This is a genomic window from Sphingobacterium sp. ML3W, from assembly GCF_029542085.1.
Lineage (GTDB): Bacteria > Bacteroidota > Bacteroidia > Sphingobacteriales > Sphingobacteriaceae > Sphingobacterium.
Genome location: NZ_CP107036.1, coordinates 4,315,593 through 4,339,196, shown reverse-complemented (window position 1 = coordinate 4,339,196; position 23,604 = coordinate 4,315,593). Strand labels below are relative to the sequence as shown.

At 38.3% G+C, this 23,604-nt stretch carries 22 protein-coding genes; 12 read left to right on the top strand and 10 right to left on the bottom strand.

Annotated elements, in window-relative coordinates; translation table 11 throughout:
- Positions 1 to 3 precede the first annotated feature (3 nt).
- Positions 4 to 1,059: an isoaspartyl peptidase/L-asparaginase gene (locus OGI71_RS18455; RefSeq protein ID WP_282250925.1), complete on the top strand. Its 1,056-nt coding sequence runs from the start codon at positions 4 to 6 to the stop codon at positions 1,057 to 1,059.
- 28 nt (positions 1,060 to 1,087) lie between these two features.
- Positions 1,088 to 1,930 (top strand): cyanophycinase, encoded by an 843-nt coding sequence (locus tag OGI71_RS18450; RefSeq protein ID WP_282250924.1) that lies wholly within the window; start codon positions 1,088 to 1,090, stop codon positions 1,928 to 1,930.
- Here OGI71_RS18450 and ytxJ read toward each other — a convergent pair whose 3' ends face one another.
- The 5 genes from ytxJ to OGI71_RS18425 form a co-directional block, all read right to left on the bottom strand.
- Complete coding sequence (gene ytxJ / locus OGI71_RS18445) at positions 1,931 to 2,260, bottom strand: bacillithiol system redox-active protein YtxJ (protein WP_282250923.1); 330 nt, start codon at positions 2,258 to 2,260, stop codon at positions 1,931 to 1,933.
- A 5-nt stretch (positions 2,261 to 2,265) separates the two neighbouring features.
- Positions 2,266 to 3,006 (bottom strand): hypothetical protein, encoded by a 741-nt coding sequence (locus tag OGI71_RS18440; RefSeq protein WP_282250922.1) that lies wholly within the window; start codon positions 3,004 to 3,006, stop codon positions 2,266 to 2,268.
- Between the two features lie 147 nt (positions 3,007 to 3,153).
- Entirely contained in the window at positions 3,154 to 3,642 is a 489-nt protein-coding gene (gene ribH / locus OGI71_RS18435; RefSeq protein WP_282250920.1) for a 6,7-dimethyl-8-ribityllumazine synthase, read from the bottom strand.
- Between the two features lie 82 nt (positions 3,643 to 3,724).
- Positions 3,725 to 4,396 carry a tetratricopeptide repeat protein gene (locus tag OGI71_RS18430; protein ID WP_120261859.1) on the bottom strand — a complete coding sequence of 224 codons (672 nt, stop codon included), beginning with the start codon at positions 4,394 to 4,396 and terminating at the stop codon, positions 3,725 to 3,727.
- A 77-nt stretch (positions 4,397 to 4,473) separates the two neighbouring features.
- On the bottom strand, positions 4,474 to 6,399 hold the full coding sequence (locus OGI71_RS18425) for a nucleoside-diphosphate sugar epimerase/dehydratase (RefSeq protein WP_282256149.1): 1,926 nt from the start codon (positions 6,397 to 6,399) through the stop codon (positions 4,474 to 4,476).
- 223 nt (positions 6,400 to 6,622) lie between these two features.
- Here OGI71_RS18425 and OGI71_RS18420 point away from each other — a divergent pair, with 223 nt between their 5' ends.
- Positions 6,623 to 7,834 carry an alanine dehydrogenase gene (locus OGI71_RS18420; protein WP_282250918.1) on the top strand — a complete coding sequence of 404 codons (1,212 nt, stop codon included), beginning with the start codon at positions 6,623 to 6,625 and terminating at the stop codon, positions 7,832 to 7,834.
- 166 nt (positions 7,835 to 8,000) lie between these two features.
- Entirely contained in the window at positions 8,001 to 8,852 is an 852-nt protein-coding gene (locus OGI71_RS18415) for an alpha/beta hydrolase (RefSeq protein ID WP_282250916.1), read from the top strand.
- Here the strand turns inward: OGI71_RS18415 and OGI71_RS18410 are convergent.
- The 3 genes from OGI71_RS18410 to OGI71_RS18400 are packed head-to-tail and all read right to left on the bottom strand — an operon-like array spanning position 8,849 to position 11,892.
- A complete protein-coding gene (locus OGI71_RS18410; protein ID WP_282250914.1) occupies positions 8,849 to 9,892 on the bottom strand; it encodes an ABC transporter ATP-binding protein in 1,044 nt (347 codons plus the stop codon). The two genes, OGI71_RS18415 and OGI71_RS18410, sit on opposite strands and share 4 nt — an antisense overlap.
- A gap of 23 nt (positions 9,893 to 9,915) precedes the next feature.
- Positions 9,916 to 10,326 (bottom strand): tRNA (adenosine(37)-N6)-threonylcarbamoyltransferase complex ATPase subunit type 1 TsaE, encoded by a 411-nt coding sequence (gene tsaE, locus OGI71_RS18405; protein ID WP_282250913.1) that lies wholly within the window; start codon positions 10,324 to 10,326, stop codon positions 9,916 to 9,918.
- 12 nt (positions 10,327 to 10,338) lie between these two features.
- On the bottom strand, positions 10,339 to 11,892 hold the full coding sequence (locus tag OGI71_RS18400) for a PglZ domain-containing protein (protein WP_282250912.1): 1,554 nt from the start codon (positions 11,890 to 11,892) through the stop codon (positions 10,339 to 10,341).
- A 260-nt stretch (positions 11,893 to 12,152) separates the two neighbouring features.
- Here OGI71_RS18400 and OGI71_RS18395 point away from each other — a divergent pair, with 260 nt between their 5' ends.
- The 8 genes from OGI71_RS18395 (at position 12,153) to OGI71_RS18360 (ending at position 20,771) form a co-directional block, all read left to right on the top strand.
- Complete coding sequence (locus OGI71_RS18395; RefSeq protein ID WP_282250910.1) at positions 12,153 to 13,403, top strand: HD domain-containing protein; 1,251 nt, start codon at positions 12,153 to 12,155, stop codon at positions 13,401 to 13,403.
- A 33-nt stretch (positions 13,404 to 13,436) separates the two neighbouring features.
- Entirely contained in the window at positions 13,437 to 14,477 is a 1,041-nt protein-coding gene (gene lpxD, locus OGI71_RS18390) for a UDP-3-O-(3-hydroxymyristoyl)glucosamine N-acyltransferase (protein WP_282250908.1), read from the top strand.
- Between the two features lie 143 nt (positions 14,478 to 14,620).
- Positions 14,621 to 16,021, top strand: coding sequence for a bifunctional UDP-3-O-[3-hydroxymyristoyl] N-acetylglucosamine deacetylase/3-hydroxyacyl-ACP dehydratase (locus tag OGI71_RS18385; RefSeq protein ID WP_259186648.1), 1,401 nt, complete (start codon positions 14,621 to 14,623; stop codon positions 16,019 to 16,021).
- Positions 16,022 to 16,031: 10 nt separating this feature from the next.
- Positions 16,032 to 16,820, top strand: a complete 789-nt coding sequence (gene lpxA, locus OGI71_RS18380; protein WP_075990789.1) for an acyl-ACP--UDP-N-acetylglucosamine O-acyltransferase — start codon at positions 16,032 to 16,034, stop codon at positions 16,818 to 16,820.
- 23 nt (positions 16,821 to 16,843) lie between these two features.
- Positions 16,844 to 17,467, top strand: coding sequence for an ATP-binding cassette domain-containing protein (locus tag OGI71_RS18375; protein WP_282250907.1), 624 nt, complete (start codon positions 16,844 to 16,846; stop codon positions 17,465 to 17,467).
- Between the two features lie 84 nt (positions 17,468 to 17,551).
- A complete protein-coding gene (efp, locus tag OGI71_RS18370) occupies positions 17,552 to 18,112 on the top strand; it encodes an elongation factor P (RefSeq protein WP_120261848.1) in 561 nt (186 codons plus the stop codon).
- A 167-nt stretch (positions 18,113 to 18,279) separates the two neighbouring features.
- Positions 18,280 to 18,879: a 5-formyltetrahydrofolate cyclo-ligase gene (locus OGI71_RS18365; RefSeq protein WP_282250906.1), complete on the top strand. Its 600-nt coding sequence runs from the start codon at positions 18,280 to 18,282 to the stop codon at positions 18,877 to 18,879.
- A gap of 221 nt (positions 18,880 to 19,100) precedes the next feature.
- Complete coding sequence (locus OGI71_RS18360) at positions 19,101 to 20,771, top strand: tetratricopeptide repeat protein (RefSeq protein ID WP_282250905.1); 1,671 nt, start codon at positions 19,101 to 19,103, stop codon at positions 20,769 to 20,771.
- Between the two features lie 746 nt (positions 20,772 to 21,517).
- On the opposite strand, the gene galE is transcribed toward OGI71_RS18360, so the two are convergent.
- Entirely contained in the window at positions 21,518 to 22,549 is a 1,032-nt protein-coding gene (galE, locus tag OGI71_RS18355) for a UDP-glucose 4-epimerase GalE (RefSeq protein WP_282250903.1), read from the bottom strand.
- A complete protein-coding gene (locus OGI71_RS18350; RefSeq protein WP_282250901.1) occupies positions 22,549 to 23,541 on the bottom strand; it encodes a UDP-glucuronic acid decarboxylase family protein in 993 nt (330 codons plus the stop codon). Before OGI71_RS18350 ends, galE begins: the two co-directional genes overlap by 1 nt.
- Positions 23,542 to 23,604 lie beyond the last annotated feature (63 nt).

The window sequence follows — 23,604 nt, the reverse complement described above, 5'->3', positions numbered from 1 at the left end:
AAAATGAAGATACATGCAATGATAGCCATGATTATTGGAAGTGCTGCGGTTGTGGCTTCCTGTAATCACAATGACGGAAAGGAGAAGCAAGACATGACGAAGGAACAATTTGTTCTGGCAATTCATGGTGGTGCAGGGACAATTTTGAAAAAAAATATGACTGACTCCATGGAGCAGGCCTATAAAACGGTTTTAGAGCAGGCTCTACAAGCTGGTTATAGCCAATTAAAGCAAGGGAGTTCAAGCTTGGATGCCGTTGAACAAGCGATTCATGTAATGGAAGATTCTCCCTTGTTTAATGCGGGAAAGGGAGCCGTATTTACGAATGCGGGAAAAAACGAATTGGATGCGTCTATTATGGATGGAAAGACATTAGCTGCTGGTGCGGTTGCTGGCGTCACAACCATTAGAAACCCAATTTCCGCAGCGCGTGCGGTCATGGAGAAATCGGAACATGTCATGATGGTGGGCAAAGGAGCAGAAGAGTTTGCAAAACAGGTGGGATTGCAATTGGTAGATCCATCTTACTTTTGGACCAAAATGCGTTGGGATGCCCTACAAAAAATTAAAAAAGAGGACAGTACCAAAACACAGCTGGATCATGATCAGAAACAGAGTTCCCGTTTGGGTATCCTTAATAAGGACTATAAATTTGGGACAGTGGGTTGTGTCGCATTGGATAATCAGGGGAATTTAGCTGCGGGTACTTCGACCGGAGGGATGACGAACAAAAAATTTGGTCGTGTTGGCGATTCACCAATTATTGGTGCAGGGACTTATGCTAATAATGCAACCTGTGCGGTTTCCTGTACCGGTTGGGGTGAATTCTATATTCGTAATGTAGCTGCATATTCGGTTTCGGCCTTAATGGAATATAAAAATGATAATGTATGGCAAGCAGGTCAAGCTGTCATTGATCGGATTGGCAAAATGGGCGGAGATGGTGGAATGATTGTTATGGATAAAGAAGGTCATGTCGCCATGCCGTTTAATACCGAAGGAATGTATAGAGGGACGGTTACAAAGGAGGGTACGGTAAAAGTAGAAATTTATAAGTAATCAAACGTATAATCTAAGGGAAGCTGTTATGAAAAAGTTGTTGTGTATTATTGCAGTAGTCGTTTTGTGTTCTTTCACCAACCAGAAATCGCGAATTTCACCTAAGGGAACATTGTTCATTATTGGTGGTGGGCATAAAGATGAACATCTGATGGAGGCTTTGGTCGAAGCAGCTCGGCTTTCGCCAAAGGATTACATTATGATCTTACCGATGGCTTCCACGATCCCCGATGAGTCTGTAGAAGGCATGGTACATCAACTCAAGGAAGTGACAAAAAATAAGATCACCAGTATTAATTTTTCGAAATCGGATGCCGAAGATCGGACGCTAGTTGATTCGGTACGCCATGCAAAACTGATTTATATTACAGGGGGAGATCAAAATCGTTTTATGTCGATCGTGGAGCATACAGCATTGTTCGACGCGATTCATGCAGCTTATCAGCAAGGCGCATGTATAGCGGGCACAAGCGCTGGTGCGGCTATTATGAGCGAGACAATGATAACAGGTAATCAATTAAAAGATTCGGTCTATCGGCCTACCTTCAATAGACTGGAACATCAAAATTTAGAGACATCCAAAGGTCTGGGATTGATAAAATCCGCGATTATAGATCAGCATTTTGTAAAGAGAAGTCGATATAATCGACTTTTTACTGCCTTAGCTGAGTTCCCTGACAAGACCTGTATCGGGATTGATGAGGGAACTGCTATCATAGTTCGACAGAATACTGTAAAAGTGGTTGGCGAATCCCAAGTAATCGTAGCCAAAAATCCACGTGGATTAAAGAAAAAATCCAATGGAATGATCACTTGGGATAATCTTACATTGAGTGCCTATGATGAAGGCAAAATATTTAAGATCAAATAATTATAGGTATTTTTCAATTTCGTCAAATTGAATATCCCCATGTGACGCATCATAAAGGCTGTTTTTGCCTTCGACAATCAGTATCTGCGGTGATTGATGTTCAATATTCCATCGTTGAGCAATTTCATTGGAAAGTGCCCGGTAGCGCAACAGGTCTAAAAGATAAATAGAATACTCCTGATCAACTGTATTTGACATCCGTTCTAAGCTGCGTTTTGCCATGTTACTGATACCACAGGTTGTGCTGTGTTTGAATATGGCGGACACCTTGTCCGATTGATAAAGTTCTTGTAATTGTTCTTCTGTATTTAATTCTATCCAATTGATCATAATAATTATAATTCTTTAAATTTCTTTTGCTCGACTTGCACAAATGAAGAGATCGAAGAGAATACACAGGTTCTCTTGTCGTTGCTAGCAGCGCTAAATAAACTAGGTAGACGTATTCCATCACCTATTTCTTTGTATTTGCTTACCTCATAACTGATTTTTTCTGATTTATCAGTGTATTCGTAACGCGTAATCTCACCCGTATTTTGATCTATATAGATTAAACCGTCTAGCTTCGAACCGAGAACCTGACCTGATGAGGTAATACTTGCAACTGTTAATTTTTGCCCGCCAATAAAACGTTCTTCCTGATTTTTAAACTGAACACTTCTTTGCTCTATAAGCGTGGGTAACAACAGTAGATTTAAATCTGCAAAAAGTTGATTTTTTATGGATTTCTTTATTTCTTGACCGTCAGTAGATACATTGCCTGCTATAAAAAGCTTATCTGTGCTGTTTCCTTTAAAATTGAATAAATAGGTCACCTGATCAGATCCACTAAATCCATCGAATCTACATTCTCCTGTTGTACGGTTAAAGAGGAATTTACGTTCTTCATTAGACAATTCTTCCGATACTGTATTGCCCTTTGCCGAGAAAGCGAGATATTGTAAGGAATCCCATTTCCCTTGACCACCAATACTGCGCCAGATCTGTTTATTCAGGCTATCATCTTGAGCAGATAAATGCCCGAGAGAAAGGAATGATAGCATAAATGCTAAGAGTATGTTCGATAATGTTTTCATAATCATATCTAAAAAATAAAAATCGATTAATAAGATATTATCATATTTTATTAATCGATTTATTTAAAATAAAAGTACTTGTGCATTTTTATGTTTTGGCCCAGAATACTTTTTCATGATTAAATAATAGACAAAATTGATACCAAACTAGAATTTTTTAGCGATGGTAGCCATTTGTATTGCTGTAATAGCAGCTTCTTCACCCTTATTGCCATGTTTTCCACCGGCACGGTCCAAAGCTTGTTGAAGGTTGTCTGTAGTCAGTACACCAAAGATAGCCGGTTTATTATACTTCAGTCCTACATTTGAAATGCCATTGGCGACCGCATGGCAAATAAAATCGAAATGGCGGGTTTCTCCCTGGATTACACATCCCAGACAGATAACAGCATCAAAGCGTTGATTTCTCAAGGCCAGATCTGCTCCAGAGGTCAGTTCGAAGCTTCCTGGAACCTCGATAACTTCGATATTGCCTTCTTTTGCACCATGTTTTTCTAAACCTGATATAGCACCGTTCAATAGTGCACCAGTAATTTCTGCATTCCACTGTGCAACTACGATTGCAAATTTGAATGGACTCGCATCCGCAACTTGGATATGCGAAAAGTCTGATAGATTTTTAATGCTACTTGCCATAATAGATGCAAAGATAGTGATTTTAGATGGTCACAAAAAAAGAGGCTATCAAATAGCCTCTTTTTTGTGTATTTATGATTTCTTATAAATGTGCTTGTACTCTACCCAATAGACCATCGATAGTAGAAGCCTCTTGGCTTTCTGGAAAATCTGTTTTGATCTTTTTGTAAGCTGTTTCAGCACTTTTGTAGTCGTTTTGTGCTTCGTAAACAAGACCTAATTTTTTTAGAAATAATGGAGTTGTGTATGAGTTGCTCGATTTTTCAGAAGCTTGTTTGTAATAATCAGCAGCTTTTTTATAGTCTTTTAACTCTGAATAAGCATCTCCAGTCAAACCGATAACTAGTGGGTCTAAGATTTGACTTCCTGTAGGGGAATATTTTTCCAATGCTTTTACAGCATCATCAAATTTACCCTGACGTAAGTAAAGACCTCCTAAATATGCATTTGCAATATTTGCAGATTTTGTGTTTGAATATTCGTCTGCAATTTGCTTGAAACCAAGGAATGCGCCATCTCCTGAAATCGCTTTATTCTGTAAAGAATCAATTGTAACAAGCTGCTCGGCTTTGTACATGCGATTCGATGCTTCCTCTGCTCTTGGTTGCAAGTAGAGTTTTTCGTATCCAAAGTACAGCAAAATCAATACAACGATACCACCTAAAATAAACGCAACGCTTTTTTGGTTATCTTGAAAAAAAGATCCTTTTGAAGGTTTCAAACCTTGATTTGTATTATTTGTATTTTTAGACATTACTAATCAGTAAAATATGGTTGCAAAAATACACTTTTCGAGCAAATTTGCAAGTGTTTTACAAATTTTAAAGTGAATTAACTTTTGTTTTCGGACTCATTTGACAATTCAATTTCTTTATCCAGTTGTTCATAGATCGAATTTTTACTTTTAAATTCTGGAACAATAAGCTTCATTTGATAAACGACCTCATTTTTATTTTGAGTCGCTAACCGCAATTTTAATTCCGCTAGTTTCAGGCTTACAATGTTATAATTATTTTCACGGACCTTGGCGATCATAATTTTCTCATGATGCGTCGGAAGGGTATTTTCTAGATCGTTTAACAGCTCTTCATATAATTTTTCACCTGGTCTTAGACCTGTAAACTTTATTTCGATATCTTCATTCGGTTTAAATCCAGAAAGACGTATCATCTTCTTGGCAAGTTCAACGATCTTCACTGATTTACCCATGTCAAAGACGAATATTTCTCCACCCTGACCCATTGCACCAGCTTCAAGAACAAGTCGGCAGGCTTCGGGGATAGTCATAAAATAACGTGTAATTTCGGGGTGAGTTACTGTAACAGGACCTCCTTTTTGGATCTGATCTCTAAATCTAGGAATAACAGAACCATTTGAGCCAAGGACATTGCCAAAGCGTGTGGTAATAAATTTGGTATTGACGTCACCATTCGATAAGCTTTCCAAATGATTGTTTAGGGCCTGTACATATATTTCGGCAATTCGTTTTGTTGCCCCCATAATATTTGTTGGATTAACAGCCTTGTCAGTAGAAACGAAAACGAATTTTTCGACCTGAAATTCCACCGCCAGATCAGCTAGGTTTTTGGTACCCATAACATTGGTTTGTACAGCTTCAAGTGGATGGTTTTCCATCATAGGTACGTGTTTGTAAGCTGCCGCATGATATACATAATGTGGTTTGAATGTTTCAAATAGTAAACGCATTCTTTTTGTACTTCTGATATCTGCTATATAAGTGTGGTATACTTGATTTGGGAATTCGTCTTGTAAATCCAATTGTAAATTGTGCAATGGGGATTCCGCCTGATCACAGAGGATAATCATTTGGGGTTCATATTTACCCAATTGTGAGGCGATTTCGCTCCCGATTGATCCAGCTGCACCAGTAACAAGGATCCTTTTACCTTTGGTTTGGTTTAGGATATGATCGTCATTGATTTTGATTGGATCCCTTTCTAAAAGATCTTCAATTTTTATTTTTTGAATCTGATTGGGATTAAGATCCCCATTCATGATTTTTTTGACAGGTGGAAGTGTTAATATACTTACATTTCGCTCTAAAGCAATATCAGTAATTGCATTCTTGCGCTCTGAAGGAATATTATGTGATGCTATAATGACCTCTTCAACATTTAAGGTATTGATCAGATGATTAAATTTCTTGGATGAATAAATTTTCGTTCCATCAATCACTTTGTTGATCTTCTGGTCATTATCATCCAAAAAACCAATTATAGCATTTTTCGATCTAACATCATGATCTAGTGTTCTTTTTACGGCGATACCGAGATCACCTGCGCCATAAATCAAGGTTTTTTTTCTGGTGCCATTGACCTTTTTTGTATAGAGAAAGAAAATTTTAATAATAGTTCTATATACTGTTAATATTAAAAATGAGAAGAGCGCAAAAAAGATGATTAATGCCGTGGGAATGTTCCGTTCAATTTCATTTGCTTGAATAATCAATTTGATGATTAAAAGCATGAATACGCTAAATATTATGGTGGATAATATCCGGATGGAGTCAATCGCGCTTGTGTAACGAATTATCCCAGTATACATCTTGAATAAGTAAAATGAGAGGGAGCAGACACTTATAAATAGAATATATCTTATGCTGAAATCTATGTCAAGGAGAAAATCGAAGTTAAAATCGTAATAAATGACGTTTGCAAGGAGATAAGCGATAGAGACACTGAAAATATCCAATAAAAAAATGATCCATCTGGGTACTATACTGATTTTACTTAGCATGGTATTATATCTGATTAATTTAGACAAATGTAGATAATTTTGTTTCATTCCCATGGTCTTTATATGCATTAATCTTCCACACCATATAATGGTTCCAAAAGGTAATAGGAGATCTATGATTTGTGTTATTGGTTCGACAACGATGTGGGTATTATGACAATTTTATCTTCGTTTGATTAGATTAATTATTTATCGTAATTTTAACTAAAGTCAATTTAATAAAATGAATGAGTTAGGGAAGCTTGCGAGTCAGGCCATGATTTCTCCGAAAGAAATGCTTTTTGAGAAGAAAAAGAACGGGAAAAGTCTTTTTATTGGCATTCCAAAGGAGATCTCGCTTCAGGAAAAGCGTATATGTCTGACACCGTTGGCGGTAGCATTACTTGTCGAAAATGGGCATGAGGTATTGATTGAGACCGGAGCCGGAGCCGGAGCAAATTTTTTGGATCACCATTATAGTGAACAGGGAGCTCGGATCGTGTCATCCAGTGAAGAAATATACCAGGCTGATTTGATCATTAAAGTAGGTAGCCCTACCGTCTCTGAGGTTAAATTGATGAAAGAGAGGCAAGTACTCTTGTCTTCCCAACAGCCTTCTTTAATGAATGTTGAAGTGTTAAAGGCGCTGATGCATAAGAAGATTACCGCAATCTCCTATGAATATCTGCGGGATGAGGGAGGATGTTTAGCTGTGGTACGTGCAATGAGCGAAATTGTCGGGGCGACGGCGACTTTGATAGCTGGAGAGTATTTAAGTAATGCTTTCGGTGGAAAGGGGCTCATGCTAGGAGGTGTTACAGGAGTAGCCTCTACAGAGGTCGTCATTATAGGCGCGGGCACAGTTGGGGAACAGGCTGCACGAACAGCCTTGGCGCTGGGCGCACAAGTAAAAGTATTTGACAATTCAATTTATAAACTCCGCCGTTTGCAAAACAATCTTGGTAGTCTTGTATTCACTTCAGTTATTCAACCAATTATTCTCAATAAAGCAGTTATAAGTTCAGATGTAGTTATTGGCGCATTGCGCGCGCGCAACGGCCGCTCTGCTTGTGTGATTTCCGAAGAAACAGTTTCAAAGATGAAACCGAACTCGGTTGTTATAGATGTCAGTATTGATCAAGGTGGGAATTTTGAGACATCGGAAGTAACATCGCATGATAAACCTGTTTTTCGAAAATTTGATGTCATTCACTATTGTGTTCCCAATATCGCTTCGCGGGTCGCTCGTACAGCGACTTATGCGATGAGTAATATTTTCACGTCCATCTTGTTGGACTTTGCAGAATTGGGCGGATTGAAAAATGCGATTTGGAAAAGCCCGGGGATAAGAAGTTCAATCTATCTGTACCAAGGCAACCTAACCAATGCCGATATGGCTTCCCGATTTAATATGACGGCAAAAGATTTGGACTTATTGGTAGTTTCTTCACTGTAACGCACACCTCATATTATATGATACAGATGAAACCATCATGATTTATTCAAACCGAGTGAAACGAGTTCATGAATGCAACTAAAAAACAAATTATGAATGAATAATCACATAGCGGGATGAATAAATCTGATAGCTTCATCACAACTGAAAAATCAAATTTAAAAGGATGAAAAAAATTCTTATGATCCTGTGTTCTTTGGTTTCGCTTGCAAAGGCTCAGGAAGTTATAAATCTTTACCCGGATACTATTCCAAATGCAACTGATAAAGATCAGGTTCTTTTGGAAAAAAATATACCCAAATTATTTGTTTATAAACCAGCTGAAGGTGCAGCCAAAAATATTGCCGTACTTGTGATCCCTGGGGGTGGATACTCACATATCGCAATGGATCATGAAGGGCATGCAGTCGCTAAGGAACTAGTAAGAAATGGATATTCGGCGTATGTATTACAATATAGATTACCGTCACCCAATATCATGCGGGATAAGAGCATTGGACCGCTTCAAGATGCTCAGCGGGCAGTTCAATTGATTCGTACTTCCAACCCACAATTCAAAAAAGTTGGTGTTATAGGCTTTTCAGCGGGAGGGCATTTGGCATCAACCTTAGTGACCAAATTTAAGAAAGAATATATCGCCAATCCATCACATGTGTCACTGCGGCCGGACTTTGCAGGACTAATATATCCAGTTATTTCCATGCAGAATGATGTGACGCATAAAGGTTCTAAAATTAATCTGATTGGAGAGAATCCATCCGAAGAACTTGTTCAATTATTCTCTTCAGATTTGCAGGTTTCTCCAGAGGTCTGTCCTGTTTTCTTTGTGCATGCCAAAGATGACAAATCTGTTCCGATTGAAAACAGCTACCAGATGATGGCGGCATTGGATAAGGTGCATGTCCCAAATACACTCTATGTGTTTGAACAAGGCGGCCACGGTTTTGGATTGATCAACAAAACTTCAGAAAAAAAATGGTTTGATGTATTTCTGTCCTGGGTGTCCACCTTGAATTAATCGAAGGGGATCCAATTGGAAATTGTTAGATCAACCGCTTGATTTTTCTGAGGAATTAGTTGTGAAGTGGTTGTGCAATGTAGGTCAACCACATTGTTTGAAACAACGATTTCATAATAGAAGCCTCTAAATTTAGTGTCTTTTACATAGAAAGGTGATTCTTCGGCGAGCATAATAGAGATCCATTCCTGGTGAATTGCAATAGGCTTTTCGCTTGCTATACCTAAATTTTGTGCATGTTGGGGATTTAGGATATTACTTTTTGCCAACAATTGTGCCGTATAAGGGTGTGATGGTTGGCTATACAACAGATGTGGATTATTTTGATCTAATATTTTTCCTGATTTCATGACAATAAGGTTGTCTGCCAGAGCAAGGACCTCAGTGGGATCATGCGAAACCAAAATTATCGTAAGACCTGTTTCCTTTACAATATCTTTGATGTCCTGTTGCAAGGTATCTCGAAAAGACGCGTCAACTTGGTTAAACGGTTCATCCATCAGAAGTACTTCTGGTTCATTGACCAATGCGCGACAGATGGCAACGCGCTGTTTTTCTCCACCACTGATATCAGCGACTCTTTTTTTTGCCAAATGATCTATGCGTAAGCGTTGTAAAATCTCTGCGGTCTTATCCTGCTTACGTTTGATATCCGTATTGGGTAGCTGTGAAGCAACATTATCCCATACATTCGCATAGGTATTTAAATCGTCGAATCCTTGCGAGACGAGTTTCATGGCATCATGTCCGGGTATTAGCTTGTCTTTACGCGTAGGAACTTGCCAGCCTTTATACCGCACGCCACCGTCCGTAGGTTCTAACAGGCCATAGATTAATTTAAGTAGGGTACTTTTTCCACTTCCGGACTCACCAATAATAGCCGTTATTTTTCCTCCTTCAATATCAAAAGAAGCATTTTCAACAGCAAACTGTACATTGTTTTCATGAAATGAGAAACTTAAATGTTCAGCATGAATAGCTGCTAACCCCGGGACGTGGATATCTGAAGGAATATATTGACAAGATGATGAATGAGCCATAATGGAGTATGATAAAAGATAGATTAACGGATAGATATTTTTCGGGTAGCAGCGTCTATGATGCTGATATGTATTTCTTTTGCTTCTTCAGGCAACAAATTTGGTATTTTTTCAGGCCACTCAATAAAGCAGTATGCTCCCGAATAGAAATATTCCTCATAACCAAAGTCAAATGCCTCCTGTTCATCTTTAATCCGATAAAAATCAAAATGATATATTGGCCCGTTGTCAGAATCATATTCATTAACAATCGAGAAGGTAGGACTCGACGTGCTATCTTTTACACCTAATTGTTCACACAAATATTTTATAAAGGTCGTTTTTCCTGCCCCCATTGGGCCATATAGCAGAAAAATTCGATCCTTTGGAAACCTGTTCAAAAGAGTTTGGGCTGCAACAGAAAGATCTGCCGTTGTATTTACGATAATTTCCATGTTGCAAAATTACTATTTCGGCAAGTATGTCGCAAAGGGGATGATCATTTCTTCCAATGATATTCCTCCATGCTGGAATGTTCCGTTAAAGTAATTAACAAATTGATTGTAATTGTTTGGATAAACAAAGTAGGAATCCTCTTTGGCGAATACATAAGTTGAGCTGACATGAAGTTTGGGTAACTGTGCATCATGGGGATTCTTTATCGTAAATACATCTTTTTCAATGTAATTTAGATTTTTCCCTTGTTTATAGCGGAGGTTTGTATTTGTATTTCTATCTCCAACAATTTTGCTCGGTTTTTTGACCCGAATCGTCCCATGGTCCGTTGTGATAATAACACGTACTTTTTTCTGTGAAAGCCATTTAAGGGTCTCTAAAAGAGGTGAGTGCTCAAACCACGATAAGGTAAGCGAACGGTATGCCGCTTCATCATTCGCCAGTTCACGGATCATGGAGCTGTCCGTGCGTGCATGGGATAGCATATCAACGAAGTTGTAGACCAGAACATTGAGCTGATTATGTATCAGGTTTCCTAAATTATCTAAAACGTCCTTGCCTTGTTCAAGTGTTAAAACTTTGGTGTAAGAATGTTTTATCGGTTTACGATATAACCTTTTGACCTGATCATCTAGAAATTTGTCTTCATATAAGTTCTTGCCACCTTCATCCTCGTCATTTTGCCATAACTTCGGAAACCGTTTTTCCATTTCCAATGGCGTTAAGCCGCTGAAGATTGCATTCCTCGCATATTGCGTTGCTGTTGGGAGGATGCTGAAATAGTTGATCTCTTCTTCCAGTCTAAAATAATCAGTAATCACCTCGTTGATGATTTTCCATTGATCAAAACGCAAATTATCTATCAGGACGAAAAAGGTAGATATTTCATCCTCAAGTACTGGAAATACTTTCTTTTTAAACAACTGATGGGATAAAATAGGTGCATTTTCCGGACGATTGATCCAATTGATATAGTTATTTTCTACAAACTTTGAAAATTGCATGTTCGCTTCCGACTTTTGCATGGTCAGGATTTCATGCATGTTGTTGTCATCGAGCTTTTCAAGTGATAACTCCCAGTAAACAAGTTTTTTATATACTTCTGACCATTGGTTAAAATCCAGATCGTCATTTAATATCATCCCTAAATTGCGGAAATCTTGCTGGTAGGCCATGGAAGTTTTCTCATTGACAATACGTTTATTCTCAGTGAGTTTTTTTATTGTCATCAAAATCTGCTTGGGATTTACAGGTTTGATTAAATAGTCATCTATTTTAGATCCGATGGCATCTTCCATGACATGTTCCTCTTCATTTTTGGTGACGAGTACGATAGGAACTGTAGGATTAATGGATTTGATGATCGAGAGTGTTTCGAGCCCAGTTAGCCCCGGCATGTTTTCATCCAGAAATATTAAGTGAAAAAAACCATTTTTAAAGGCTTCAACTGCATCATTTCCATTGTTGACTGTGTCAACTTTATACCCCTTACTTTCTAAAAACAAAATATGAGGTTTTAGAAAGTCAATCTCGTCATCAGCCCAGAGAATATGTGTTTTTTGCATCTTGTTATATATGTCTACTATAAGAGAGGTTGATATGTTACTCAAATTGTAACAAAAGAAAATACCTCGGTCATTGAATGGATTTCAATATCGTGCTAACATAAGCAAATATCGTGCTTTAGATTTATTTTTAACATTTCTTAACGATGAACTAACTATCTTTGTTTTAAGTTTATATTAGTGATAACCATAAGTTTGTGTTTTACATAAGTGGGTTTTCTATTTAATATGTTGAAAAGTAGCATTAATTTATCGCCGCATTGAATAAAAATAAAATCATCAATGATCCTGTATACGGGTTTGTTGCCATTCCTACTGGGTTGGTCTTTGACCTTGTACAACATCCCTATTTTCAGCGACTTCGCTATGTTAAGCAGGTGAGTATGACTCATTTGGTCTATCCAGGGGCGTTACATACACGATTTCAGCACGCTATAGGTGCTATGCATTTGATGTCGATGGCATTGGAGACGCTTAGAAGTAAAGGGGTAGAGATCTCTGAAAAGGAAGAAGAAGCTGTCTTAGCTGCAATTTTGCTACACGATATCGGTCACGGTCCTTTTTCCCATTCACTGGAACATAGTTTGATTGCAGGCGTTTCGCATGAATTACTTTCCTCTTTGTTGATGGATCGGATGGATCAGGACTTGGGGGGGAGATTAAGTATGGCGATTGATATCTTTAATAATAAATACGCTCGAAAATTTCTCCATCAGCTTGTTTCTAGCCAATTGGATGTAGACCGGATGGATTATCTGAATAGAGACAGCTTTTTTACGGGTGTTTCTGAAGGAGTAATTTCATTTGACCGCATTATTAAGATGTTGAATGTAGTGAATGACGAGATTGTAGTTGAATATAAAGGACTTTATTCTGTGGAAAAATTTATTATTGCGCGGAGACTGATGTATTGGCAAGTGTATTTACATAAAACGGTTATAGGAGCGGAGCAATTATTGATTAAAATTTTACAAAGAGCAAAATATTTAACAGCATCTGGAGTAGCACTCTTTTCTACTCCAGCATTCCATTGGTTTTTGAGTCAGGAGATTGACCGAACAAATTTTATGGCTGACCCGTTGCATTTGGACTGGTTTACTCGTTTAGATGATACGGATATTATGTCAGCGATAAAAACATGGGAGCTGCATGAGGATAAGATTTTGAGTAAAATGTGTCAGCGAATAATGAAAAGAGACCTGTATCGTTCAGTTATGAGCAATAAACCCTTTCCCTCAGATTATATCGAATTGGTAAAAGCCAAAGTACGGGAGTCCTTGGGTGTAAAGGAAGAGGATATTCATTATTATGTGTTTACACAGGAAATTCATAATCGCGCATATAATCCTTCCAATGATCAAATCAAGATATTATTGAAGTCGGGAGAACTTATTGATATTACTGAAGCGTCGGATCTTGGAAATTTAGAAGCGTTGTCAAAAAATGTGTCCAAATATGCATTATGTTATCCGAAAGAGGTAGGATATATTGCAATTCCTTCCATCGGATAGTTATTTTTTAATAAAAAAACATAGATTTGTACCATGCAATTTACTGCTCAACAAATAGGGACATTATTAGAAGGAAGGATTGAAGGGAATCCTGAAGTTACTGTAGGTAACCTTGCCAAAATTGAGGAAGGTAAAAAAGGCGATCTTTCTTTTTTGTCAAATCCAAAATATGAGCATTTTATTTATACTACTGATGCATCGATAGTCATTGTGAATGAAGATTTGCAATTGATGCAAGCGACCAAACCCACACTGACGATTATTCGCGTTAAGAATGCCTATGCGGCTTTCTCTACCATATTGAATATGTATAATGAGTTTCGTCTTGACAAAAGTGGACGTGAAGAACCCTATTTTATACATCCTGAGGCGACATTAGGAGCTGGCGGCTATATTGGAGCGTTTGTTTATATCGGTAAAGGAGCTACGATCGGCGATAATGTGAAGATCTATCCACAGGTTTTTATAGGAGATAAAGTTACGATTGATGATAATACGACCCTCTATCCAGGAGTAAAGATCTACCATGATTGCAAGGTAGGCAAGAACGTTGTTGTTCATTCAGGTGTCGTTATTGGCTCTGATGGTTTTGGTTTTGCCCCTCAGGAAGACGGTTCTTATAAGAAGGTTCCACAAATAGGTTATGTTCAAATAGAGGACAATGTCGAGATTGGCGCGAATACTGTGATCGATAGAGCTACTATGGGAGCGACTATTGTGCGTGATGGTGTCAAATTGGATAATCTGATTCAGATAGCACATAACGTTGATATTGGTAAAAATACAGTAATTGCTGCGCAGACGGGGATTTCTGGGAGTGCAAAAATTGGAGAACGAGTGGTGTTAGGAGGACAGGTGGGTGTCGTAGGGCATATTGTCGTGGCTAAAGGCTCTCAAATACAAGCTCAATCGGGTGTTAATCGGTCAATTAAAGACGAAGGGAAAAAATGGGGTGGCACACCAGTGATGCCGTATCAGCCTCAGCTGCGATCAAATGTCATATTTGCCCGCCTTCCAGAGTTGGAGAAACGCATCCAAGAGCTAGAAAAATTAATAGAATCAAAGTTAAAATAATCTTTTTTCATTGAAATAAACTGTTATCTAATTGTAATGAAGTTATCATGAGTAGTCCAGCTTGCTGCTATTTCGATATAAATATTATAATCTCATGATGGTTTTGTCAAAAGAAGTTTTGATTTAAAAATATGTTATTAGAAATGAATGTGAAACAGAGAACCATCAAAAACGAGGTTGAAATTTCGGGGGTAGGTCTTCATACAGGAAAAATTGTATCGATGACGATCAAACCAGCTCCGGAAAATCACTGGTTTAAGTTCAGACGTGTAGATTTAGACGGTCAACCTGAGGTTTTGGTTGATGCAGATAACGTTACAGACACTTCCAGGGGAACCACTATTTCTCAAAATGGAGCAAGTGTTAGTACAATCGAACATTTAATGGCATCATTAATTGGTCTTCAAATCGACAATGTTCTGATTGATATTGATGGTCCTGAAATTCCAATATTGGATGGGAGTTCAGCAATTTTTGTGAAATTGTTGGAAGAAGCGGGGTTTGAAGAACAAGATGCGGATAGAGATTATTATGAAATCTCTAGTAATATTCATTATGCAGAGCCAGAACGTAAAGTTGAGATCCTAGGAATGCCTATGGATGATTATCGTTTGACTTGTATGATTGATTTCAATTCACCTGTTTTGGGTAGTCAACATGCTGCGATTACTTCTATAGAAGATTTTAAAGCAGAAATAGCGTCTTCACGTACGTTTTGTTTTCTACACGAATTAGAGATGTTAGTCGACCACGGACTCATCAAGGGAGGGGATCTAAGCAATGCAATTGTTATTGTTGATAAAGAAACTTCTCCTGAGGAATTGCAGAAACTTGCGCATCTTTTTCATAACGATACAGTTGCCGTTGCAAAAGAAGGTATTCTGAATAATATTCAGTTGCGTCATCAGAATGAGCCAGCCCGACATAAACTGTTGGATATGGTTGGTGATTTGGCACTTGTAGGTCGACCTCTGAAAGGCCATATTATGGCTGCTCGTCCGGGGCATGCTGCAAATGTTGCCTTTGCAAAGAAAATCAAAGAGCAGATTAAGAAAGATAAAACACGTAAAAAAATAAAAGTTTACGATCCAAATATGCCAGCGTTGTATGATACTGTGGAGATTATGAAAATCCTTCCACATCGTCAGCCAATGCTCATGGTCGATAAGATTTTAGAATTAACCGAGACACATGTTGTGGGGTTAAAGAATGTGACCATGAATGAAGACTTATTTATGGGACATTTTCCTGGAGCTCCATTATTCCCCGGTGTATTGCAAGTTGAAGCAATGGCGCAGACTGGTGGTATCTTGGTCCTAAAGACTGTTCCAGATCCTGAAAACTGGTTAACCTTATTTCTCAAAATTGAGAATGCACGTTTTAAAGCACAAGTAACCCCAGGGGACTGTGTTATTTTTAGATGTGATCTCATGGAGCCGATCCGGAGAGGTATTGCTAAAATGAAAGGTGTGGCCATGGTGGGAGAGAAAATTGTCTGCGAGGCAGAACTTATGGCACAGATCGTAAGAGTAAATAACAACTAAAGAAGTATAGATGATACAGCCATTAGCTTATATTCATCCAGAAGCAAAGATTGCTAAAAATGTGGTCATTGAACCATTTGTAACCATTTACAAGGACGTTGTCATTGGAGAAGGTACTTGGATTGGTTCAAACGTGACCATTATGGATGGAGCTCGAATTGGAAAGAACTGTAAGATATATCCCGGTGCCGTGATTTCTGGTGAACCTCAAGACTTAAAATTTGATGGCGAGATTACAACAGCAGAAATTGGAGATAATACAACGATTCGTGAATGTGTAACAATCAATAGAGGAACCAAGGACCGTTATAAAACTGTCATCGGTAAAAACTGTTTGATTCAAGCTTACAGCCACGTTGCACACGATTGTGAAGTGGGTGATAATTGTGTTTTTTCGAATAATAGTACCCTTGCGGGACATATCACAGTCGGGGATTATGTTGTTTTAGCAGGAATGGTTGCAGTACATCAATTTGTGAAAATTGGTTCGCATGCATTCGTCACAGGAGGTTCTTTGGTGCGGAAAGATATTCCTCCATTTGTAAAAGCAGCCCGTGAGCCGATTTCATATGCAGGAATTAACTCTGTGGGATTGCGGAGAAGAGGTTTTTCGGAAGAACAGATAGCTGAAATTCAAAATCTTTACCGGATTCTATTTGTTCAGAACCGAAATCTTGCTAAAGCAATAGAAATTATTGAAGCTGAATATCAGGCAACAGAGATCCGTGATGAAATTTTGGATTTCATTCGGAACTCCGGAAGAGGTATCATGAAGGGATTCAACAATAGAGCGATGTAATAGCATTACTGATTTTTATAGCTTTGGAAATAACATTAAAGGATATTGGTCGAAGATATAACAGCGAATGGATTTTCAGGCATATTAACTATCGTTTTGAATCCGGAAAGAGCTATGCTGTCCTCGGACAGAATGGTTCTGGAAAATCCACCTTGTTGAAGGTTCTTTCTGGGAGCTTGTCATCTTCTGAAGGTGAATTGGTTTATACGAATGGGGAGAGCATCATTGGTATTGATCAGGTTTACCAACAATTGTCTATCGCTGCACCATATATAGAGTTGATTGAAGAATTTACCTTGCGTGAGCTGTTCGATTTTCATTTTCAATTTAAAAGTTATCTTCAGGGTTTTGATAAAGAAAGTGTTTTAAATTTGTTAGGGTTGGAAAGTGCTCTGGACAAAGAAATAAAGCATTTTTCATCAGGAATGCGTCAGCGGGTTAAACTGGTACTGGCATGTTGCTCTAATTCAAATTTAGTATTGTTGGACGAGCCAACAAGTAATCTGGATAGCGCAGGAGAGGAATGGTATCTGAATTTAATAGCGCGTACCAAGCTCGATTTTAGATTGTTTATTATCTGTTCAAATCAAAAAAAAGAATACGAATTTTGTGACGAAACAATTTCTATCGTCGACTTCAAAAAGTAGCGAATAAAATTTTTATAAAACAATTAGTTTTTGTATTTTTGACGACTCAATAATGAGATAACCGTTTAAAGTTCAATTCAAAGAATGGCTAAGGCATCAGAGGTAAAATCAGGAAATATTTTAAGATTTAACGGAGAGTTAGTCTCTGTAGAAGAATATATACACCGTACACCAGGTAATTTGCGCGCTTTTTATCAAGCAAGAATGCGTAACGTGAAGACTGGGAAATTAGTTGAATATCGTTTTAGAGTTGATGAGAGTGTGGAGATTGCGCGTGTTGAAACGAGTGATTACCAATACCTATACGAGGATGGCGAATTTTTCGTAGTGATGGACAACAACACATACGAGCAATTCAATATTCCTAAGTTTTTATTTGGTGATTCAGCGCGTTTCCTGAAAGAAGGAATGACTGTCATTATTGCTTTTGAAAGTGATGAGCCTATTATGGCAGAAGCACCGAAAAGTGTTGAATTGGAAATTACATATACGGAGCCAGCAGTGAAGGGAGATACTTCTACAAACGCTTTGAAAAAAGCTACTGTAGAAACAGGAGTAGAGATTATGGTGCCTTTATTCATTAACCAGGGAGAGAAAGTAAGAGTCGATACGCAAACAGGTAACTATATCGAACGCGTAAAGTAATATAAGATTTTAGGTTTAGGTTGATTATTCGGTCTTGATAGCGCTCGCTACAAGGCCGTTTTTTTTGCCTGCTTCCGTCTATTTGCAGTTTCATTATCGAGAATTAGATCATCCATTTACTGGATGCGTTTCAGCTGAATGATGGAATAAAAAAATTATCTTTAAGCATGAAATCTAAAAAGGAATTAAGACAGGAGTTTAAGATAAAAAGATGCCAACTTTCCACAGAAGATGAGGAAAGTCTTAACCATAAATTACTGTTGCAATTTCAAAAAATAGATCTAACAAAGGTTAGCTATATGCATGTTTATCTTCCAATCCAAAAATATCATGAACCCGATACTTATCCTATCATAAATTATGTGAAGGAATTTTTTCCGAAGATCATCTTGGTCGTATCTCGCTCAAACTTTTCGAACTATTCCATGCAACACTATATCCTTGATCATCAAACGATTTTCGAGACGAATGAGTGGGGAATTCCGGAGCCTGTTTCAGGAGTAGAAGTACGCCCTTCAGTTATTGATTTTATTCTAGTTCCTTTATTGGCGTTTGATGTTGATGGTCATCGCGTCGGTTATGGGAAAGGATTTTATGATCGTTTTTTTGCACTTTGTACGTTAGAAACCCAACGTGTAGGACTATCTTTTTTTGATCCAATCGAACGAATCGCTGATCGAAATGAACACGATGTTGTATTGACTAAAGCCATTACGCCAAATCGCATTTATAGTTTTAGTTCACATGGGCATGATACATCTTTCTAAAGATATTTAAGATGTCCGGAATCCCAGTTTAATCATTTATTTTATCGGATCAGCGTATTTCTCTTTTATCTGTATGTTGATTTTAATGTATGCTGATTTAATTAAAATTATTTTTTATTTTTAGTGAGAAATTCGATTTCTATGCCGTTATGCTGAGATTTTTTATTATACTTTTTTTTATAACGATAATTCCCAGTCGCGCTGTTTTTGGAATGGATATCATGGATTCTAATTCTTCTGTGGAAGAAAAGAACTTTTATGAGACAATTATCCGGGAATCACAGAAGTATCAGACTTCTAGTTCAGCGTTGAGCATATACCTAACCCCATATTTTAATCAGGCTATTCGGAAAAATGACAATGCATTGCTCGCGATTTATTATTGCTTGTTAGCGGATCAATCTTTTGACAGTGAAGGTGGAAGAAATAGCTTTAGTGACAAATACTACCTAAAGGCACTCGACCTGGAAAAGGAGTATAATTATCAGAATGTCAAAGCTTGGGTAAAGGTGATGTACGGTTTTTATCTGTACAGATGTCTAAAAGCTTCTGAGGCACTTCCTCTGCTATTGGAGGGTGAAAAGGGCATAGAGGATATACCAAAGGATCTGGTGTTAGATCTGACACATACATACAAAAAGCTTGGTTATTTCTTCGGCACTTTGGGCGACTATAGAACGGGAATTAAGTATTTGGAACTCGGCCAACAGCAAGAAGGCATCTCTCCAAAACTGAAAGCCGAGATTTTGGACAACCTAGGCTTATTGACTTTAAAAAGTGGTGGGGATACGGTGCAGGCGATGAAAAATTTTGAGATTGCCCAAAATTTGGCGCTTTCTGAGAAGGATTCTCTTCGTTATGCCAAGACCTTGGGCAATCAGGCACGGATCTACGAGGGAATGAAAGATTATCAGAAGGCATTGTCACTTTTGGATAAAGATTTGGAAATCTCGAAATCTCTGGGTAATAATAAAAATACCGTTTTTGCTTTAATGATGCGGATCCGCTTGTGTATTTCTATGGGCGCAAATCGCGAAGTCCGTCAAATGATCAAGGAAACCGAACATCTATTGGAAGGAGCCGATGACAAAAAGACGATATTGGAGCTTGAGGGGCATAAGTTGAATCTTGCTGTTCAAAATGGTGACTTGAAGCAAGAACTAAATGCGCGCCGGCGTATCGAACAACTCCAAGATTCATTGCGATTTCTGGATGGAGATCCCGTGTTGTCGCAATTGAAATTTATGGCTGACAAGCAAAAATATGCTGATAAACTATCTTTGGCTCAGGCGCTCATCAAGAAGAAACGTGCTGAAACAAGATTGTGGGTGACATTGAGTTTGTTTGTATTGGTCGTTTCCTTTTTTATTTATAATGCCTTTCGATACCGTTCACGTAAGCGTATGCGGGAATATGAATATCAGTTGTTGAATCTCAAGTACACCAAAGCCGAATTGGACAAGGAATTGATGAGTTCCAAAAGTCAGCTAGAGGAGTATATGGTATATCTCAAGCGTAATAATGAACAGATAGATCTTCTTTCTTCTATGCTTGATGAAATGGGGGAGACACCTGTCAAAGACCGGGATGAACTTAAAACACTTTTGCAGTCTCATCTTATCACCGATGAGAAATGGCAGGAATTTAAGCTTCTGCTTGCTAAGGAGTTTCCGAACTTATTGCAAAATATTCAGGCTAAATTTCCAGATATTACCGAATCTAATCTGAGGGTGATTGTGCTTATGAAAATGGGCTTAAATAATAGAGAGGTTGCCAATGTTTTGGGCGTTACTCCTGATGCAATCAAAAAATCAATGCAACGTTTGAAAAAGAAACTTGGTGGACAGGCCGGAATATTGATGGAATATATCTCTGATAAAGAACTTGTCTAAAGGGGAATTTCTTATTCATCTCAACATTAAGAATGCTTTGCTGAAAGATCGTGATGCTTGTTTTCGCTTTTTATTACGTAATGATCCTACCAATGGCAGTCGAATCGAGCTGGGTGCCGGTTTTTCCAAAAAAGTAATGCATCGATATCAAGCACATATTTTGTCAAGTTGCTTCTTGGGGATGTCTACTGTCACCCTTCGGCTGGCAAAGGGATCTGATGGGGACCAAGTTAAGACCATGTTATTACCGAGTTCGAACTGTAAGCAGTTTGAGTGCACAGTGAGTCCACCTTGAGTCCACCTTTTACGGTGCTTTCACTGTGCCTGCATGTTTTTTACAAGTCGGGAGCGGGACGAGCATGGAGCGAACTTGTCCATAAGCTATTTACAACAAAGTCCCTTGAAAATTGCAAGATTTACAATTGTCATTTTACTCAAATTTGGAATTGTCCAAAAATCAACAAGATGCTTGATAACAGGGTTTTACTGTGGTGCCTTTAGGTATAGGAATAGATGATAATGGATTTATCAAACAACTAACACGGTTCTTCGTGTAAATTTTTCAACAAAAATAAGCTGATTTTACCCAGCCTTGTTTCTTCAGAAACAAGGCGTAGCCTTTGGAAAAAGAGAAAGGATGCAAACAATCCAATCCACTATTATCAAAAAAATGACCGTCTCAGTTCTTAAGACGGTCATATGAAGTGAAAAATTATAATGCTTTCTTGAGCTCAACGAGCTCCTATTTAATCCAAAGGATTTTCTTTCAGATTTTTTTCCCACGCCCATGCGGAGGCCATCATCTCATCGATGCCCAATGCAGCTTTCCAGTGCAATTGATCTGCCGATTTGGTCACGTCACCATATACTTTGATGATATCGCCATCCCGACGTGGGCCAATTTCATAATTCAATTTTTGACCAGAGGCTTTTTCAAATGCTTTGATGGCTTCAAGTACTGAATAACCGTTACCAGTTCCTACATTAAACACATCATATTGTCCGTTAGGGTTTCCTTTTTCCAATAATTTGATTGCAGCAACGTGTGCCTTTGCTAAATCGACCACGTGAATATAATCACGTACACAAGAACCATCAGGTGTGTCATAATCGTCTCCAAATACCATTAGTTTTTCTCTTTTTCCGATAGCGGTCTGCGTAATGAATGGTAATAAGTTTTGAGGTACACCATTTGGAAGTTCGCCTATCAATGCAGACTCATGCGCACCTACTGGATTGAAGTAACGTAGGGCGATAATGTTATAGTTATCGTATGCAGTAGCTGTTTCTTGAAGAATCTCTTCGGCGATCTGTTTTGTATTTCCATAAGGTGAAGTTGCTTTTTTTACAGGAGCACTTTCATTGACAGGAAGATAGTCTGGTTCGCCGTAAACAGTACAGCTTGAAGAGAATACAAAATTAATCGGTTTATTCCGATAAGATTCCAAGATGTTGATCAAGGAGAAGAAATTATTGTGGTAGTATTTTAAAGGGTTTTGAACGGATTCACCTACAGCTTTGGATGCTGCAAAATGAATAATCCCTGAAATATCACTGTTATTTTTCACAAATTCATTTACCTTATTGGAATCACAAAGATCGAATTGATGAAATTCGGGTTTAATCCCGATGATTTTCTCTATTTGATCCAATATCTTGATATTTGAATTGGAAAGATCATCAACGATGACAGGAATATATCCTGCCTGATGTAGTTCGACAACTGTGTGAGAACCAATATAGCCTGTTCCGCCTGTGACTAATATTTTTTTGCTCATTATTTTTGATTATAGTATGTAAAGTCTTTATGTAATAAAGTTTCCAAAGGAACCTTTCTGTAAAAATCTATGGTTTTTTCTAAGCCTAATTTTCGGTCTATTTTGGGCTGCCAATTCAATTTTGCCTTCGCTAGACCAATATCCGGTTTACGTTGTTTAGGGTCGTCTATGGGCAATGGCCTATGGCTGATCTTACTTGAGCTGCCTGTTAGTGCTATGATCTCCTGTGCCAACTGTAATAGTGATATTTCATCTGGATTACCTATGTTTATGGGCTGTATACAATCTGAATGCAACAACCTATAAATGCCTTCGATTTGGTCATCGATATAACAGAATGACCGTGTTTGTGAACCATCACCAAAAAGGGTAATGTCTTCGCCTCGAATAGCTTGTGCTATAAACGTTGGAATCGCACGTCCGTCATTTAGACGCATTCTGGAACCAAAGGTGTTAAATATTCTTACGATACGTGTGTCCAGCCTATGCGCATTATGATAGGCCATCGTAATTGCTTCCTGAAATCTTTTGGCCTCATCATATACCCCTCTGGGGCCGACAGGGTTAACATTGCCCCAATAATCTTCTGACTGTGGTGAGACCAAAGGGTCGCCATAGACTTCTGAGGTCGATGCTACTAATATCCGGGCTTGTTTCGCCCTAGCCAAGCCAAGGAGATTATGCGTACCTAAGGAGCCGACTTTGAGTGTCTGAATCGGGATTTTGAGGTAATCAACAGGACTGGCTGGAGAAGCGAAATGGAGGATATAATCCAAATCTCCTGGAATATGCACAAATTTTGAAACATCGTGATGATAAAAGTCGAAATTCTCCAGCTTAAATAAATGTGCGATATTCTGTAGGTCTCCAGTGATCAGGTTATCCATTCCGATAACATCGTAGTCTTCGGCAATAAAGCGATCGCAAAGGTGGGAACCAAGGAAGCCTGCTGCTCCAGTGATCAAAATCCGTTTGCGATGTTTATTTTCCACTCAATGGTTCCTTATTAATGAAATGGGTTTGATATCTTTGACTAAGATAAACATTATTTTAAC

Coding starts and splice junctions, on each gene's coding strand:
- OGI71_RS18455 (WP_282250925.1), top strand. CDS start 4: ATGAAGATACATGCAATGATAGCCATGATTATTGGAAGTGCTGCGGTT.
- OGI71_RS18450 (WP_282250924.1), top strand. CDS start 1,088: ATGAAAAAGTTGTTGTGTATTATTGCAGTAGTCGTTTTGTGTTCTTTC.
- ytxJ (WP_282250923.1), bottom strand. CDS start 2,260: ATGATCAATTGGATAGAATTAAATACAGAAGAACAATTACAAGAACTT.
- OGI71_RS18440 (WP_282250922.1), bottom strand. CDS start 3,006: ATGAAAACATTATCGAACATACTCTTAGCATTTATGCTATCATTCCTT.
- ribH (WP_282250920.1), bottom strand. CDS start 3,642: ATGGCAAGTAGCATTAAAAATCTATCAGACTTTTCGCATATCCAAGTT.
- OGI71_RS18430 (WP_120261859.1), bottom strand. CDS start 4,396: ATGTCTAAAAATACAAATAATACAAATCAAGGTTTGAAACCTTCAAAA.
- OGI71_RS18425 (WP_282256149.1), bottom strand. CDS start 6,399: ATGCTAAGTAAAATCAGTATAGTACCCAGATGGATCATTTTTTTATTG.
- OGI71_RS18420 (WP_282250918.1), top strand. CDS start 6,623: ATGAATGAGTTAGGGAAGCTTGCGAGTCAGGCCATGATTTCTCCGAAA.
- OGI71_RS18415 (WP_282250916.1), top strand. CDS start 8,001: ATGAAAAAAATTCTTATGATCCTGTGTTCTTTGGTTTCGCTTGCAAAG.
- OGI71_RS18410 (WP_282250914.1), bottom strand. CDS start 9,892: ATGGCTCATTCATCATCTTGTCAATATATTCCTTCAGATATCCACGTC.
- tsaE (WP_282250913.1), bottom strand. CDS start 10,326: ATGGAAATTATCGTAAATACAACGGCAGATCTTTCTGTTGCAGCCCAA.
- OGI71_RS18400 (WP_282250912.1), bottom strand. CDS start 11,892: ATGCAAAAAACACATATTCTCTGGGCTGATGACGAGATTGACTTTCTA.
- lpxD (WP_282250908.1), top strand. CDS start 13,437: ATGCAATTTACTGCTCAACAAATAGGGACATTATTAGAAGGAAGGATT.
- OGI71_RS18385 (WP_259186648.1), top strand. CDS start 14,621: ATGAATGTGAAACAGAGAACCATCAAAAACGAGGTTGAAATTTCGGGG.
- lpxA (WP_075990789.1), top strand. CDS start 16,032: ATGATACAGCCATTAGCTTATATTCATCCAGAAGCAAAGATTGCTAAA.
- efp (WP_120261848.1), top strand. CDS start 17,552: ATGGCTAAGGCATCAGAGGTAAAATCAGGAAATATTTTAAGATTTAAC.
- OGI71_RS18365 (WP_282250906.1), top strand. CDS start 18,280: ATGAAATCTAAAAAGGAATTAAGACAGGAGTTTAAGATAAAAAGATGC.
- OGI71_RS18360 (WP_282250905.1), top strand. CDS start 19,101: ATGGATTCTAATTCTTCTGTGGAAGAAAAGAACTTTTATGAGACAATT.
- galE (WP_282250903.1), bottom strand. CDS start 22,549: ATGAGCAAAAAAATATTAGTCACAGGCGGAACAGGCTATATTGGTTCT.